The organism is Stenotrophomonas sp. 93052_Sma (assembly GCF_056481145.1).
The window spans coordinates 3,219,194-3,233,804 of the sequence record NZ_CM151134.1; the positions used below are offsets into that span (position 1 = coordinate 3,219,194).

At 66.2% G+C, this 14,611-nt stretch carries 12 protein-coding genes and 2 pseudogenes; 9 read left to right on the top strand and 5 right to left on the bottom strand.

What is annotated here, in order from left to right:
- Nucleotide 1: 1 nt before the first annotated feature.
- The 4 genes from ACZK2V_RS15175 to ACZK2V_RS15190 all read right to left on the bottom strand — a co-directional run bounded on the left by ACZK2V_RS15175 (nucleotide 2) and on the right by ACZK2V_RS15190 (nucleotide 3,268).
- Complete coding sequence (locus ACZK2V_RS15175) at nucleotides 2–241, bottom strand: SlyX family protein (RefSeq protein WP_019660397.1); 240 nt, start codon at nucleotides 239–241, stop codon at nucleotides 2–4.
- Nucleotides 234–1,583: a UDP-glucose dehydrogenase family protein gene (locus ACZK2V_RS15180; RefSeq protein WP_032127659.1), complete on the bottom strand. Its 1,350-nt coding sequence runs from the start codon at nucleotides 1,581–1,583 to the stop codon at nucleotides 234–236. The genes ACZK2V_RS15175 and ACZK2V_RS15180 overlap by 8 nt, the downstream gene beginning before the upstream one ends.
- A gap of 23 nt (nucleotides 1,584–1,606) precedes the next feature.
- On the bottom strand, nucleotides 1,607–2,584 hold the full coding sequence (locus ACZK2V_RS15185) for an FKBP-type peptidyl-prolyl cis-trans isomerase N-terminal domain-containing protein (RefSeq protein ID WP_019337358.1): 978 nt from the start codon (nucleotides 2,582–2,584) through the stop codon (nucleotides 1,607–1,609).
- A gap of 96 nt (nucleotides 2,585–2,680) precedes the next feature.
- Complete coding sequence (locus ACZK2V_RS15190) at nucleotides 2,681–3,268, bottom strand: glutathione peroxidase (protein WP_019337359.1); 588 nt, start codon at nucleotides 3,266–3,268, stop codon at nucleotides 2,681–2,683.
- Between the two features lie 615 nt (nucleotides 3,269–3,883).
- Here ACZK2V_RS15190 and ACZK2V_RS15195 point away from each other — a divergent pair.
- The 6 genes and pseudogenes from ACZK2V_RS15195 to ACZK2V_RS15220 all read left to right on the top strand — a co-directional run bounded on the left by ACZK2V_RS15195 (nucleotide 3,884) and on the right by ACZK2V_RS15220 (nucleotide 8,223).
- Nucleotides 3,884–4,243 carry a GntR family transcriptional regulator gene (locus ACZK2V_RS15195; RefSeq protein ID WP_006453095.1) on the top strand — a complete coding sequence of 120 codons (360 nt, stop codon included), beginning with the start codon at nucleotides 3,884–3,886 and terminating at the stop codon, nucleotides 4,241–4,243.
- Nucleotides 4,243–5,116 (top strand): annotated as a pseudogene (locus tag ACZK2V_RS15200) (ABC transporter ATP-binding protein). Before ACZK2V_RS15195 ends, ACZK2V_RS15200 begins: the two are co-directional and overlap by 1 nt.
- Nucleotides 5,113–6,141 carry an ABC-2 transporter permease gene (locus ACZK2V_RS15205; RefSeq protein ID WP_049400228.1) on the top strand — a complete coding sequence of 343 codons (1,029 nt, stop codon included), beginning with the start codon at nucleotides 5,113–5,115 and terminating at the stop codon, nucleotides 6,139–6,141. The pseudogene ACZK2V_RS15200 and the gene ACZK2V_RS15205 overlap by 4 nt, the downstream one beginning before the upstream one ends.
- A 25-nt stretch (nucleotides 6,142–6,166) precedes the next feature.
- Entirely contained in the window at nucleotides 6,167–7,054 is an 888-nt protein-coding gene (locus ACZK2V_RS15210) for a DUF4097 family beta strand repeat-containing protein (RefSeq protein WP_032130457.1), read from the top strand.
- Between the two features lie 31 nt (nucleotides 7,055–7,085).
- Nucleotides 7,086–7,691 carry a YggN family protein gene (locus ACZK2V_RS15215; protein ID WP_010480405.1) on the top strand — a complete coding sequence of 202 codons (606 nt, stop codon included), beginning with the start codon at nucleotides 7,086–7,088 and terminating at the stop codon, nucleotides 7,689–7,691.
- A 106-nt stretch (nucleotides 7,692–7,797) separates the two neighbouring features.
- Nucleotides 7,798–8,223, top strand: a complete 426-nt coding sequence (locus ACZK2V_RS15220; RefSeq protein ID WP_154263997.1) for a hypothetical protein — start codon at nucleotides 7,798–7,800, stop codon at nucleotides 8,221–8,223.
- A 104-nt stretch (nucleotides 8,224–8,327) separates the two neighbouring features.
- On the opposite strand, the gene ACZK2V_RS15225 is transcribed toward ACZK2V_RS15220, so the two are convergent.
- A complete protein-coding gene (locus ACZK2V_RS15225; protein WP_154263998.1) occupies nucleotides 8,328–9,755 on the bottom strand; it encodes a class II fumarate hydratase in 1,428 nt (475 codons plus the stop codon).
- A gap of 294 nt (nucleotides 9,756–10,049) precedes the next feature.
- On the opposite strand from ACZK2V_RS15225, the gene purB reads away from it, so the two are divergent.
- The 3 genes and pseudogenes from purB (at nucleotide 10,050) to ACZK2V_RS15240 (ending at nucleotide 14,489) form a co-directional block, all read left to right on the top strand.
- Complete coding sequence (gene purB / locus ACZK2V_RS15230; RefSeq protein WP_486322559.1) at nucleotides 10,050–11,417, top strand: adenylosuccinate lyase; 1,368 nt, start codon at nucleotides 10,050–10,052, stop codon at nucleotides 11,415–11,417.
- A gap of 754 nt (nucleotides 11,418–12,171) precedes the next feature.
- Nucleotides 12,172–13,583, top strand: a pseudogene (locus tag ACZK2V_RS15235) (ribosomal protein uL16 3-hydroxylase).
- A 9-nt stretch (nucleotides 13,584–13,592) separates the two neighbouring features.
- Entirely contained in the window at nucleotides 13,593–14,489 is an 897-nt protein-coding gene (locus ACZK2V_RS15240; protein WP_049420908.1) for a GNAT family N-acetyltransferase, read from the top strand.
- The last annotated feature ends 122 nt before the right edge of the window (nucleotides 14,490–14,611 follow it).

A 14,611-nucleotide genomic window follows, 5' to 3' on the forward strand; every position in this document is an offset into this window, starting at 1 on the left:
ATCAGTAGTGCGGCGGCGGCGGTTCGCTCGCCGGATCGGAAGAATTCAGTGCGTTGCGGACCTTGCCCAGGTCTTCCAGCAGCACGCGCAGCACATCGGCGTTGCGCATGCCCTGCATGCGGGCATCAGCCAGCGCGTCGCTCAGCTCGGCCAGCGCCTGTTCCTGGAAGGACACGCGCATTTCCAGCTCGACCAGGCGCGCTTCCAGCGCCTGCTCGCGTTCAGTCGGCAGATCAGACATGCAACGAGCGCCCCCGGCCAATGCCGTAGTACGCAAGACCTGCGGCTTCCACTTCGCCCGGCTCATACAGGTTGCGGCCGTCGAACACCGCCGCATCCTTCAGCTGCTCGCGCAGCTTCTGGAAGTCAGGGCTGCGGAACTGCTTCCACTCGGTGACCACCACCAGCGCGTCGGCACCCTGCAGCGCTTCATCGGCACTGTTGCAGAACACCAGGTCATCGCGTTCGCCGAAGATGCGCTGCGACTCGTGCATCGCCTCCGGATCGTAGGCACGCACCGTCGCACCGCCTTCCCACAGCTGCGCCAGCAGTCGACGGCTGGAGGCCTCACGCATGTCGTCGGTGTTCGGCTTGAAGGCCAGACCCCATACGGCGAAGGTCTTTCCACGCACGCCCTCGTCCTCGCCCTTGTCGTAATGACGCTGGATGAGGGCAAACAGATGGCCCTTCTGCGCATCGTTGACCGCTTCAACCGCATTGAGCAGCTTCGGCTCAAGGCCATACTGCTGGGCGGTACGGGCCAATGCCTGCACGTCCTTGGGGAAGCACGAGCCGCCGTAACCGGCACCCGGATAGATGAAGTGCCAGCCGATGCGTGGATCCGAACCGATGCCCTGGCGGACCTGCTCGACATCGGCACCGACGCGTTCAGCGATGTTGGCGATTTCATTCATGAACGAAATCTTGGTCGCCAGCATCGCATTGGCGGCGTACTTGGTCAGTTCGGCCGAACGCACGTCCATTTCCACCACGCGGTCGTGGTTGCGGTTGAACGGCGCGTACAGGCGACGCATCACCGCCACCGACTCTTCGTTCGCCGCACCGATGATGATGCGGTCCGGGCGCATGCAGTCCGCAACCGCATCGCCTTCCTTCAGGAATTCCGGGTTGGACACCACGTCGAAGGCGATGTCCGCGCCACGCGCGGCCAGCTCTTCGGCAATGGCGGCACGCACCTTGTCGGCGGTGCCGACCGGCACCGTCGACTTGTTCACCACCACGGTCGGCACACTCATGTGCCGACCAATGGTTCGGGCTACGGCAAGCACGTATTGAAGATCGGCACTGCCATCCTCGTCCGGTGGCGTACCAACGGCGATGAACACCACCTGGCCGTGATCGATGGCGGCCGCGGCATCCGTGGTGAACGCCAGCCGCGCTGCGGCATGATTGGCCTTCACCATCGGCTCCAGGCCGGGTTCATAGATCGGGATGATGCCCTGGTTGAGGCCATCCACCTTGGCCTGGTCGATATCGACACAGACCACCTGATGACCAACATCGGCCAGGCAGGTACCGGTCACCAGTCCAACGTAGCCGGTACCAAAAATCGCAACGCGCATATCCGTATTCGCTCCTGAATGACTTACGGCAGAACGCCCAGCAGCTCGACGTCGAACGTCAGAGTCGCGTTCGGGCCGATCGGGCCGCCCGGGGTGCCGTTCTCACCGTAGGCGAGTTCGCCCGGGATCCAGAAGCGGTACTTCGAACCGACCGGCATCAGCGCGACGCCTTCGGTCCAGCCCTTGATCACCTGGTCCAGACCGAACTCGGCCGGCTGGCGGCCGTAGGAACTGTCGAACACGGTGCCGTTGAGCAGCTTGCCTTCGTAGTTCACGCGCACCTTGCTGCTCGGCAGCGGGCGCTCGCCGCTACCCGGGCGGATCACCTGGTACTGCAGGCCCGACGAGGTGGTCACCACGCCCGGCTGGGTCTTGTTCTTGGCCAGGAATGCGTTGCCTTCCGTGCGGTTGGTCTGCGCAGCCTGGGCGGCCTTGGCCTGCATTTCAGCCTGCTTGGCACCCATGAAGGCCTGGATGGTGGCGGTCGCGTCAGCTTCCGTCATCTTCGGCTGGCCCTTGGTCAGGCCGGTGCTGATTGCGTCAAACAACGAGGCGACATCGATATCGTCCTTCAGCTGCGCCAGCGACGGACCCACCGAGTAGGAGCCGATCATCTGCGACACCTTGACGCGGTCGACCTTCGGCGGCTGCGAGCCCGGTGCCACGCCCGGCACCTGCTGGCCGCTGCGGGCCATCACGACCTGGCGCAGGGCGGCATCGGTGGCCTTGGCCTGTTCCTGGGTGATCTGCGGCTGCAGGCCCTCGAACGAACGCTCAACGGCGGTGCGCAGGGCGGCCACATCGATCTCATCGGCGATCGGGGTGAACGACTTGGCGACATCAAGGCCGATGGCGTAGCCGAGCTTCTGCTTGGGGGAATTCAAGGTTGCGGTCTCCTTGGCGGCTGCGGGGGCAGCCGGTTGTTGCGACAGAGCGACACCCGAAGTGCCCATCGCCAGAATCAGAACCGACGCCGCGGCGCCGCGCATTCCCATCTTCATTCGCTGCATTCCTGGAAGTGTCTGGGCGCCGACGTCGGCGCGAAAAGAAACATTGTCGCACGCATGCCGTCGATGTCGAGGCATGCGTGCTGGATATCAATGCGTGGCGGCTGCCGCCAGCGCCTTGTCGATGGCCGCGGTCAGCTGCGGATCGTCCGGCGTCACCTTGCTGGCGAACTGGGCAATGACCTTGCCATCGCGGCCCACGAGGTACTTGTGGAAGTTCCAGGCCGGCGCAACGCCGGTCGCTGCGGTCAACCGCTGGTACAGCGGCGTGGCCTGCGTGCCGACCACATGCACCTTCTCGAACATCGGGAACTTGACGCCGTAGGTCAGGGTGCAGAAGTCCTGGATCTGCTTCTCGTCACCCGGTTCCTGGCCCTTGAAGTCATTGGAAGGAAAGCCCAGCACCGCAAAACCGCGGCCTGCATAGCGCTTCTGCAGCGCCTCCAGCCCTTCGTACTGCGGCGTGTAGCCACACTTGCTGGCGGTGTTGACCACCAGCAGCACCTGCCCGTGATAGCGCTGCTGCAGATTCACCTGCTGCTTGCTGGCCAACGGCCGGTATTCCAGATCGAGCAGGTCGGCCGCCAGCGCACTGGCGGAACCGGCGGCGCCGGCCACCATCAGGGCCAGCAGGGACAGGCCGCGCAGGCGGCACGGGGAAACGGTCGGCAGGGGCATCAGAGGCGGTCCGCGGTAGCCATTCACAAGGCCCGGCCAGTGCTGGCCGGGAATCGGCCGAACTATAGCACCGGGCTCTGGAGCCCCTGATGGCACAGGTCCATTCCGGGCTTTGCGCGGCGTGGCGAATGTGCTGCCCGGGCGCCATCGAAGGCGCAGTGATGACATAGCATGGACATCACTGAATGGAAGGCCGCCCCGAAAAGCCCCCTGCAGAAGATCAATTTCCCTTTTAAATCAATCGACTAAAGGGATGTTTCAGCAATCTGACCACCCCTGCCATCAGTTGGGGACGGCAAGGGGTTGCACGTAGGCGTGCCGGTGTTATAGTTTCATACAACACCAGTCACCTGAGACAGGGGGAAGCCATGAACGTCCGGATCCGTCGCAACCTCACCGCACGCGCGGCCGTCGCTGTTTCGACCCTGCTCGTGCTGGCCTGGTGGGCCACGCCCACCGCCCCTGTTTCCGCCGCTGCTGAAAGTGCGCAGGACGCGACTCTCTCCCCCGCAGGGAACGCCCCCTCCTCCTCCCCCCTCCCCCGCGTCGGCTGCACAGCGCGCTGTCCATGCCGTATTTCTCGTTCGCCCAGCCGCTGACCCCACGGAGCTGAATATGAGCGACATCCAGTGGAGCGACGGCGCTCCCATCTACCGTCAGTTGAAGGAGCGCGTGATCGCCATGATGCTCGACGGAATCCTCAAGCCGGGCGATGCCCTGCCTTCGGTGCGCCAGGTGGCCGCCGACTATCAACTCAACCCCATCACCGTTTCGCGCGCTTACCAGGAGCTGGCCGACGAAGGCCTGGTCGAGAAGCGCCGCGGCCTGGGCATGTTCATGACCGAGCAGGCGGCCACGCAGCTGCGCAGCAGCGAGCGCGACCGTTTCCTCAACGAAGAATGGCCGGCGGTTCTGGAGCGCATCCAGCGCCTGGGCCTGAGCCTCGACGAATTGCTGCCCCAGGGGAAAGTCTGATGAATAGCACTGCAAGTGAGTCGGTCATCACCGCCCGAGGCCTGCGCAAGGCCTACAAGACCACGGTCGCCCTCGACAACGCCAGTTTCAGCATTCCAAGCGGACGCATCGTCGGCCTGATCGGGCCCAATGGCGCCGGCAAGACCACCGCGCTGAAGGCCATTCTTGGGCTGACCTCGGTGGAGGGTGAACTGAGCGTGCTCGGTCGCGACCCGCGACTGCACCGCGACGAACTGATGAACGACATCTGCTTCATCGCCGACGTCGCCGTGCTGCCGCGCTGGCTGAAGGTGCGCGAGGCGATCGATTTCGTGGCCGGCGTCCACCCGCGCTTCGACCGCGCCCGCTGCGAGCGCTTCCTGGCCAACACCAAGCTGCAGCCGAAGCAGCGCGTGCGCGAGCTGTCCAAGGGCATGATCGTGCAGCTGCACCTGACGCTGGTGATGGCCATCGATGCCCGCATCCTGGTGCTGGACGAGCCGACCCTCGGCCTGGACATCCTGTACCGCAAGGAGTTCTACCAGCGCCTGCTGGAAGACTACTTCGACGAACAGAAAACCATCATCGTCACCACCCACCAGGTGGAGGAGATCGAGCACATCCTCAGCGACGTGATGTTCATCCGCGATGGCCGCATCGTGCTCGACGCGGAAATGGACGACGTCGGCCAGCGCTATACCGAGCTGCTGGTCAATGCCGACCAGCTGGACACCGCGCGCCCTGAAGCCGATCGACGAGCGCAGCCTGGCGTTCGGCAAGACGGTGATGCTGTTCGATGGCGTGCCGCGCACCCAGCTTTCCTCTCTCGGCGAGACCCGCATCCCGGGCCTGGCCGACCTGTTCGTCGCCATCATGAAGGGGACCTACGCATGAATGCCGTCAACCACCCCGTCAGCCCGATCGGCACCCTGCGCTGGCTGCTCAAGCGCGAGTACTGGGAGAACCGCGGCGGCTTCCTGTATGCCCCGTTGATCGCGGGCCTGATCTCACTGGTGATGAGCATCGCCGGCATTGCCTTCGGCCTGTTCGCGCTGAACCGTGCAGCACGCGACGGCGGCCTGCACATCGATGGCGAGAACGTGAACATCAACGGCCTGAACCTGGCCCTGCTCACCCGTGACATCAGTGCCAAGGACCTTGCTGATCTTGGCAACGGCCTGGACCTGACTCTGGTACTCAGTTCAAGCTGGCCGTTCGTGGTGCTGGCCTTCGTCGTGTTCTTCTACTGCCTGGGCGCCCTCTACGACGATCGCCGTGACCGCAGCATCCTGTTCTGGAAGTCGTTGCCGCTGTCGGACACGCAGACCGTGCTGTCCAAGGTGATCAGCGCACTGATCGTGGCACCGTTGATCGCGGTCATCGCCGGCATCCTCACCATGTTTGGCTTCATGCTGATCATCAGCGCCGTCGCACTGCTGCACGGCGGCAGCCCGATGACCCTGATCTGGGGCCCGGCCAGCCCGCTGACCCTGGCCGCTGGGCACCTGGCCTGGATTCCGGTCTATGCCCTGTGGGCCCTGCCCACCGCCGGCTGGCTGTTGCTGTGCTCGGCATGGGCCAGGAGCAAGCCGTTCCTGTGGGCGGTAATGTTGCCGCTGTTTGCCGGCATCATTGTCAGCTCCACCAAGATGATGCCGCTGTTCGGCCTGACCACCGGCTGGTTCTGGCAGAACATCGTCGGCCGCCTGCTGCTGGGCGGCGTGCCCGGCATGGACCTGCTGTATCGCCTCGGCGCCGACGAAGCATCGCGCCGCGATCTGGACTCGGTCGTCAGCCTGATGTCCCCCGCCTCGCAGCTGAAGTCGCTGGCGATGCCGGAGCTGTGGATCGGCGCCGTCGTCGGTGCAGTGTTCATCTTCCTTGCCATCCGCCTGCGCAAGCGCGCCGGCGAGATCTGATCCCATCCATCCGGAGGCACCACCCATGCGTTCTTTGCTCGCCTGTTCTGCGTTGTTGCTGTTGCCGTTGTCGGCGCTGGCCGCCGATGCTCCGAACTGCAAGTTCACTGCCGCCCGCGCACTGAAGCTGGACGTGGCTGGTGCCAGGACGGTGGTGTTCGAGGTCAATCAGCATGACCTGAAGGTGGTCGCCAGCGCTGGCGGCGGCCAGCTGGACGGCCGCGCCTGCGCGTCCAGCCAGGAATGGCTGGACCAGCTGGTGCTGGAGCAGCGCAAGGTCGGCGACAAGCTGGTGGTGAGCCTGCGCCGCGACGGCCGCCAAAGCGGCATCAGCCTGGGCAACAGCTACGCCTGGCTGGATATCCGTGGCAGCGTGCCGGACAACATGCCGCTGCAGTTCAAGATCGGCTCGGGCGATGCCAGCGTGGAGAACGCACAGTCGCTGAGCGTGGACGTGGGTTCCGGTGATGCCGTGGTCCGCGGTACCCGCGGCAGCATCCACGCTGCAGTGGGTTCGGGCGACCTCAACATCGATGGCGGCAGCTCCCTGAATCTGCTGTCGCTGGGTTCCGGCGACGTCACCGTACGCAACATCAGCGGCGATGCCAGCACCGGTACCGTCGGCTCCGGTGACCTGAAGATCAGCGATGTGCGTGGCAACGCGCGGCTGGATACCGTGGGCTCGGGTGATATCGAGTTCAAGCGCGTGCAGGGCAGCGTTGAAGTGGGCGTGGTCGGCTCCGGCGGGGTCGATCTGGCCGACATCGGCGGCAATGTGCATGTCCGCAGCCACGGCTCGGGCGACATCAACGTCGACGGCGTGCGCGGCACCCTGACCGTCGACCACAGCGGCAGCGGTGACGTCGATCATCGCAACGTCAGCGGCCGGGTCACTCTGCCGCGCAGCAAGTAAACCCTCTTCCAGACACTACCAGGGGAACACCATGAACCTGTTGCGCCTGTTGCCTGCTGTGCTGCTGTCCCTGCCGCTGATCGCCTGCGGCGGCACGTCGTCAGCACCCGACAAGACCGTTGGCAAGAGTGTGGCCGAAGCCACAGGCGGCGTCGGCGAGACCGTCAGGAACGCGATGGACGATGCCCGCAAGGATATCGCCCAGGGCAACATCAAGATCTCGGCGGACAAGCAGCCGCGTGCGGAGATCACGCCGGATGGCCGCCTGCTGATCGCGGGCAAGGAGATCGCCGCCAACGATATCCAGCGCCGTCATCTGCAGGACTACCGCGGCCACGTGGTCGCCATCGCGATGGACGGCATGGATGTCGGCCTGGCCGGCGCCAAACTGGGTGCCAGTGCTGCCGGCGAAGCGCTGAAGGGCATTTTCAGCGGCGACAGCGAAGGTGTCGAAAAGCGCATCAATGCCGAAGCCGAGAAGATCGAAGCCCAGGCCAAGCGCATCTGCGACCGCCTTCCGGCGATGCTGGCCAGCCAGCAGGCGCTCGCACGTGAACTGCCGGCATTCAAGCCCTACGCGACCATGGACCAGGGCGACGTGGACGACTGCGGCAAGGACACCGTGGTCCAGCGCTAGGCCTGTGACAGATCAGCGCACCCGGCCGGCAGCGGCGTCTGGCTGCCGGCCGTAGTGCGCCGCCCGGCTTACAATGGCGGCCCCGGACGCCCCCGAACAGAATGTCATGAAGAAGCTGTTTCTGCTGTTGACCGCCCTGCTCTGCCTCGGCCTGGCCGGCTGTGACCAGGAGTACCGCAACCACCGCGCCGAGCGTGGCAAGCCCAAGATTTCCGTCAGCGAAGGCATGGTCACCGTGCGTCGCCCGCCCGCGCCGAACATCATCGTCCTCGCCGACGGCACGATGAAGATGGACGAGATCCAGATTCCGCTGGACGACGGGCAGAAACAGATGCTGCAGACCATGTTCGGCAAGCTGCAGGTGCTGCGCCAGAACACCCTGGTGGCCGCACCGGCCGATCCCAACATGCAGCCGGTGAAGATCCAACCGCCGGAGGGCATGGTCGTGATTCCGGCGGACCTGATCCAGCGCATCCCGGAGTTCAAGGATTACACCGACACCTTCGGCAACATCGTCGCCGACCGTCGCTGAAAAAAAACGCCGCCCAAAGGGCGGCGTTTCTGCTTTCTGTAGAGTCGAGCCATGCTCGACTCCGGAACAACAGTCGAGCATGGCTCGACTCTACAACCGGCCGATCAACCGCCGGCGCCGCCGCCACCGGCCTGGATGCCACCGGCGGTCAGCGCGGTCGGGTCCAGCAGGCGACGCAGCTCGGCCTCCTCCAGTCCACTGTCCTCCAGCGCCACATCCAGCACCGGGCGCTGTTCCTTGTATGCACGCTTGGCAATCGCCGCAGCCTTCTCGTAGCCGATGATCGGGTTGAGGGCGGTAACCAGGATCGGGTTGCGCGCCAGCGCCTCGGCAACGCGGTCCTCGCGCACCTTCAGCCCGGCAATCGCACTGTCGGCCAGCAGGGTGGACACGTTGGCCAGCAGGCCGATGCCATCGAGCAGGTTCACTGCGATCAGCGGCAGGGTGACGTTGAGCTGGAAGTTGCCGGTCTGCCCGGCCACGGTGATCGCAGTGTGGTGACCGATCACCTGTGCACAGGCCATCACCGTCGCTTCCGGAATCACCGGGTTGACCTTGCCCGGCATGATCGAGCTGCCCGGCTGCAGCGCCGGCAGTTCGATCTCGCCCAGCCCGGCCAGCGGACCGGCGTTCATCCAACGCAGGTCGTTGGCGATCTTGATCAGCGCCACCGCCAGCGCATTGAGCTGACCGGAAAGCTCCACCGCGTCGTCCTGTGCGGCCAGGCCTTCGAACTTGTTCTCGGCACTGTCGAACTTGAAACCGGTCTGCTGCTTCAGTGCCTTGGCCACCTGTGCACCGAAGCGCGGATCGGCATTGATGCCGGTGCCGATGGCGGTGCCACCCAGCGGCAGCCGGCGCACGCGCTTGAGGCTGTCTTCGATGCGCTCCTGGGCCGAGGCCAGCTGCGCCGACCATGCGCCGAATTCCTGCTCGAAGGTCAGCGGCATCGCATCCATCAGGTGGGTGCGGCCGGTCTTGACCACCTTGCGCAGGCTGCGGCCCTTCTTGTCCAGGGTCTTGCGCAGGTGCACCAGCGCCGGCAGCAGCTGCTCATGCGCGGCCAGTACCGCCGACACGCGCAGCGCGGTCGGAATCACGTCGTTGGAGCTCTGGCCCTGGTTGACGTGGTCATTGGGGTGCACACTGGTCTTGCCCGCCTTGCCGGCACGGTTGGCCAGGGTGGCGATGACCTCATTGGCATTCATGTTCGACGACGTGCCAGAACCCGTCTGGTAGACATCGATCGGGAACTGCGCGTCCCAGTTGCCGGCGGCCACTTCGGCGGCAGCGGTCTGGATGGCCTTGGCCACGTTCTTCGGCAGGTGGCCCAGTTCTGCGTTGACGCCCGCGGCGGCGCCCTTGACCAGGCCCAGGGCACGGATGAAACCGCGCGGCATGCGCTGGCCCGACACCGGGAAGTTCTGCACGGCACGCTGGGTCTGGGCGCCCCACAGGGCGTCCGCAGGCACCTGCAGCTCGCCCATGCTGTCGTGTTCGATTCTGAAACCCTTGCTTGCAGCTTTGCTCATTGCATCAACTCCGCACTACTTCAGTTGGGGAAAGGGAAGCGGCGGCTGGCAGGGTGTCGCTTCCCGGGCTGGCGGCTGCGCCAACGATACTCCCTTGCCCGCAGCGTGGGATGACGAGGGCGGGCCAGATCGTTTCATCCGCAGGGCCGATCTGCACGCGCAAGGGGTAGTGCCGGCCGCTGGCCAGCAATCCATGGAATCATGGGCCGGGCGTGGTTGCCGGCCAGCGGCCGGCACTACCTCACCGGCACGTCGTAGAATATGGCCCCCGCCGATCGCCCCAGCCCTGCCGACATGTCCGATTCCGCCCTGCTCGCCCTGTCCCCGCTCGATGGCCGCTATGCCGGCAAGGTCGACGCCCTGCGCCCGATCTTCTCCGAGTACGGCCTGATCAAGGCCCGCATCACGGTCGAAGTGGAGTGGCTGCTGGCCCTGGCCGCCGAGCCGGGCATCGTCGAACTGGCCCCGTTCTCCGACGCCGCCGTCGCCCGCCTGCGCGCCCTGGCCGCCAGCTTCAGCCCGGCCCAGGCCGCGCGCGTGAAGGAGATCGAACGCACCACCAACCATGACGTCAAGGCGGTGGAGTACTTCATCAAGGAACAGCTGAAGGACGACGCCGAGCTGGCCCCGGCGCTGGAATTCGTGCATTTCGCCTGCACCAGCGAAGACATCAACAACCTCAGCTACGGCCTGATGCTGGAACAGGCGCGCCGCGAGGTGCTGCTGCCGACCCTGGACGGCATCGCCAACAGCCTGCGCAGCCTGGCCCACGCCCAGGCCGGCCAGCCGATGCTGTCGCGCACCCACGGCCAGACCGCCTCGCCGACCACCCTGGGCAAGGAACTGGCCAACGTGGTCGCCCGCCTGGAACGCCAGCGCAGGCAGATTGCCGCGGTCGAACTGACCGGCAAGATCAATGGCGCGGTGGGCAACTACAACGCCCACATCGCCAGCTACCCGGACGTGGACTGGCCGGCCTTCGCCGAGCGCTTCGTGACCGGCCTGGGCCTGGTGTTCAACCCGTACACCACGCAGATCGAACCGCACGACAACATCGCCGAGATCGGTGATGCCGCACGCCGCGCCAACATCATCCTGATCGACCTGGCCCGTGACATCTGGGGCTACGTTTCGCTTGGCTACTTCAAGCAGCGCCTGAAGGAAGGCGAAGTCGGCTCGTCGACGATGCCGCACAAGGTCAACCCGATCGACTTCGAGAATGCGGAAGGCAACTTCGGCATTGCCAACGCGCTGTTCGAGCACTTCAGCGCGAAGCTGCCGATCAGCCGCTGGCAGCGTGACCTGACTGACTCCACCGTGCTGCGTGCGCTGGGCACCGCGTTCGGCCACAGCCAGGTGGCGCTGGATTCGCTGGCCAAGGGCCTGGGCAAGCTGGAAGTGAACCCGCAGCGCCTGGATGCCGATCTGGACGCGGCCTGGGAAGTGCTGGCGGAAGCCGTGCAGACGGTGATGCGCCGCCATGGCCTGCCGAACCCGTACGAGCAGCTGAAGGCGCTGACCCGCGGCCAGGGCATCACGGCCGAGTCGATGCGTGCGTTCGTGGAGGGGCTGGAGCTGCCGGCGGATGCGAAGCAGCGCCTGCTGGAGATGACCCCGGGCAGCTACACCGGCCTGGCCGAGTCGCTGGCGAAGAAGATTTAAGGAGTTTCCTTTGCGGCGGCGGCCGCGGGCGCTGCCTGCGGCAGGCTCTACGGCAACGGCAACGGCAACGGCAACAGCAACGTCAAGAGCGGCTCTGGATTGCTGCTAGCTGGGCGGGTCGGGATGGGCCAGCGGGACACGCCGTAAACCCGTCCATGGGGGCTCGATGGCGCCATCCATGGCGCCAACGGTCCCGCTGGCCCATCCCGTCCCACCTCTGACAGATTCCTGGTGACGGATCGAAGAGCTTTGGGTTGTCGGGACGGAATTTGGAAGAGGGACGCGGCTTCGCCGCGTCCCTCTGTTGTTTTTGGCTGATTGTAGAGCCGAGCCCATGCTCGGCTGCTTGTTCCAACAGCAAGCCGAGCATGGGCTCGGCTCTACAGGAGCATGAGCAAGCGCAGCGCGCGACCCGCTTTTGCCTTTGATCTTCTTCTTCCATTCCGTGGCGGGCCGCGCAGGAAACTGTCAGGGGCCGGGCGGGTGGGCTGCGCGGGGGTGTCCGCCGCATGGATGCGGCGGCCAAGCTTACAGGGACGTACTTGCAGCGTCCCCCGCGCAGCCCACCCGCCCGGCCAAGCGCGGCTTTTGCTTTCAGCGACCAACCCAGACCCCGCCACGAGGGGCTCCGCCGTTGGCCGGACACCCCGCGACAAACCCGCGCACGTGCGCAATCCCGGCGAACGGCGGACAATGGAGATCTCAGGCGGCCCGCCGTGCCGCCCCTCCCGCTTTCCGCTGCAAGGATTCCCCCATGGCCGCCCGCAAGTCCTCCGCCCCCCTGATCGAAGTCACCGCCCCCCCGGCCAGCCGCTGGGCATGGCGCCGGCCACCTTCCTGCGCGACTTCTGGCAGAAGCGCCCGCTGCTGATCCGCAATGCCTTCCCGGACTTCCAGACCCCGGTGCAGCCGGAAGACCTGGCCGGACTGGCCTGCGAAGAAGGCGTGCTGGCACGCCTGATCGAGCACGACAAGACCCAGGACGGCTGGCGCGTGCGTACCGGCCCGTTCCAGGAAGACGTGTTCCCCGCCCTGCCCGACCACGACTGGACCCTGCTGGTGCAGGACGTGGACAAGTGGGACCCGGACGTGCGCGCCCTGATCGAGCACTTCCGCTTCCTGCCGCGCTGGCGCATGGATGACGTGATGATCAGCTTCGCCGCCACCGGCGGCTCGGTCGGCGCCCACGTCGACCAGTACGACGTGTTCCTGCTGCAGGCCCATGGCCATCGCCGGTGGCAGATCGACGCCAGCGAATCGATCAAGGGCAAGCAGCCGCCGCTGGGCTTCCGCCCGGACGTGGAACTGAAACTGCTGAAGGTGTTCAAGCCGACCCACGACTGGGTGCTGGCGCCGGGCGACATGCTGTACCTGCCGCCGAACGTGCCGCACCACGGCGTCGCCGAAGATCCCTGCCTGACATTCTCGTTCGGCATGCGCGCGCCGTCTTCGGCCGAGCTGATCAGCGACTACCTGGACACCCTGATCGCCGATGCCGACGAGAACATCCGCTACCAGGATGCCGACCTGAAGGTGCCGGCCGACCCGAACGAAATCGACACAGTGGCGATGGCGCGGGTGATCACCGCGCTCAACGCCATCCGCATGAACGACCCGGACAAGCTGGGTGACTGGTTTGGCCGCTTCATCACCACCTACCGCGCCGCCGGCGAAGTGATGGCCCACCAGGCCGCACCGGCACAGGAAGAAGTGGTCCAGGCCCTGGCCTCGGGCCTGCTGCTGCAGCGCCACCCGTGGGCTCGCCTGGCCTGGCGCCGGGCCAAGCGTGGCGCCAGCCTGTATGTCAGCGGCCAGGACTTCGCGCTGCCGGTGAAGGACGCGCAGCGCCTGGCCGGTGCCGAGCAACTCGACGCCGCCGCCTATCGCGGCCTGTCCGACAAGGGCCGTGCCGTGGTCCAGCAACTGCTGGTCGGCGGGGTGTTCCAGCTGATCGACCCGAACGAGGTATACGAGGCCGAAGACGAGGAAGACGGCGAGGATGCCATGGTGCTCGGCGAGGTCGTCGAAGGCCGCGACCGCGTGGATGCGATCGACGCTGACGCGGTGTCCGACGATGTCCACTCCGTGACCGTGCACGACGACGGCATCGAGGTCATCGTCAACTTCGAGGACGACGAGGAAGACGACAGCGCCGGCCGGGCCTGAGCCATCGCCATGATCCGGGTCCAGCAGGTCAGCCACGCCGATGCCCACGCAGCCATCCACGAGGTGCGCCAACGCGTGTTCGTGCAGGAACAGGGCATCGCCGCCGAGCTGGAACGCGATGCGCTGGACCCGGTCAGTGCCCATGTGCTGGCGCTGGACAGTGACAACCAGCCGGTCGGCACGGGCCGGCTGGCCCCGGATGGCCGCATCGGCCGCATGGCGGTGCTGGCCAGCCATCGCAGCCTCGGGGTCGGCGGGGCCCTGCTGGAAGCACTGGTGGAGGCCGGGCGCCGGCTCGGCCTGGCCGAGCTGCATCTGCACGCCCAGCTGCCCGCCCGTGACTTCTATGCCCGCCAGGGTTTCCTGCCCGAAGGCGAGGTGTTCGAGGAGGCCGGCATCGGCCACCAGCAGATGCGCCGCCGGCTGGGCGCGGCCAGCGCCATCGACAGCCGCGCCGAGGCGGTGGCCATCACCACGGCCATCATCCACCGCGCCCGTCGGCAGCTGTGGCTGCACAGCCGCCAGCTGGACCCCGGGCTGCTCGATGCGCCCCCGATACAGGCCGCCCTGCGCCGCTTCGTCACCGCCCGCCACGACAAGCAGCTGCGGGTGATCGTGCACGACGCCGCCGCGATCGCATCTAGCGGGGCGCCGCTGCTGGCGCTGGCCCAGCGCCTGCCCAGCGTGATCCAGTTCCGCGAGGTCACCGACCCGGTCGACCGTGCGCTGGCCTCGGCCTGTCTGCTCAACGATGCGGGCGACTTCTACTTTCGTCTGATCGGCCATCGCCTCGACGGCGAAGCCGGCATCGCGCTGCCGGCACGTTCGCAGCCGTTCGAGCAGCAATTGCAGCGCGTCTGGGACCGTTCGCGTGATTGCAGCGAACTGCGCGCGCTCGGCATCTGAGCGGAGCGGGCTGACTCAACCTGTCTGGAACCGGCACCGGGGGACGCGCGATACCTCTGGTGGTGCCCCTTCGTGTCCGGTTGGGGGTACAATTTGGCTGTTTGAACGCGCCCGCGCAGGGC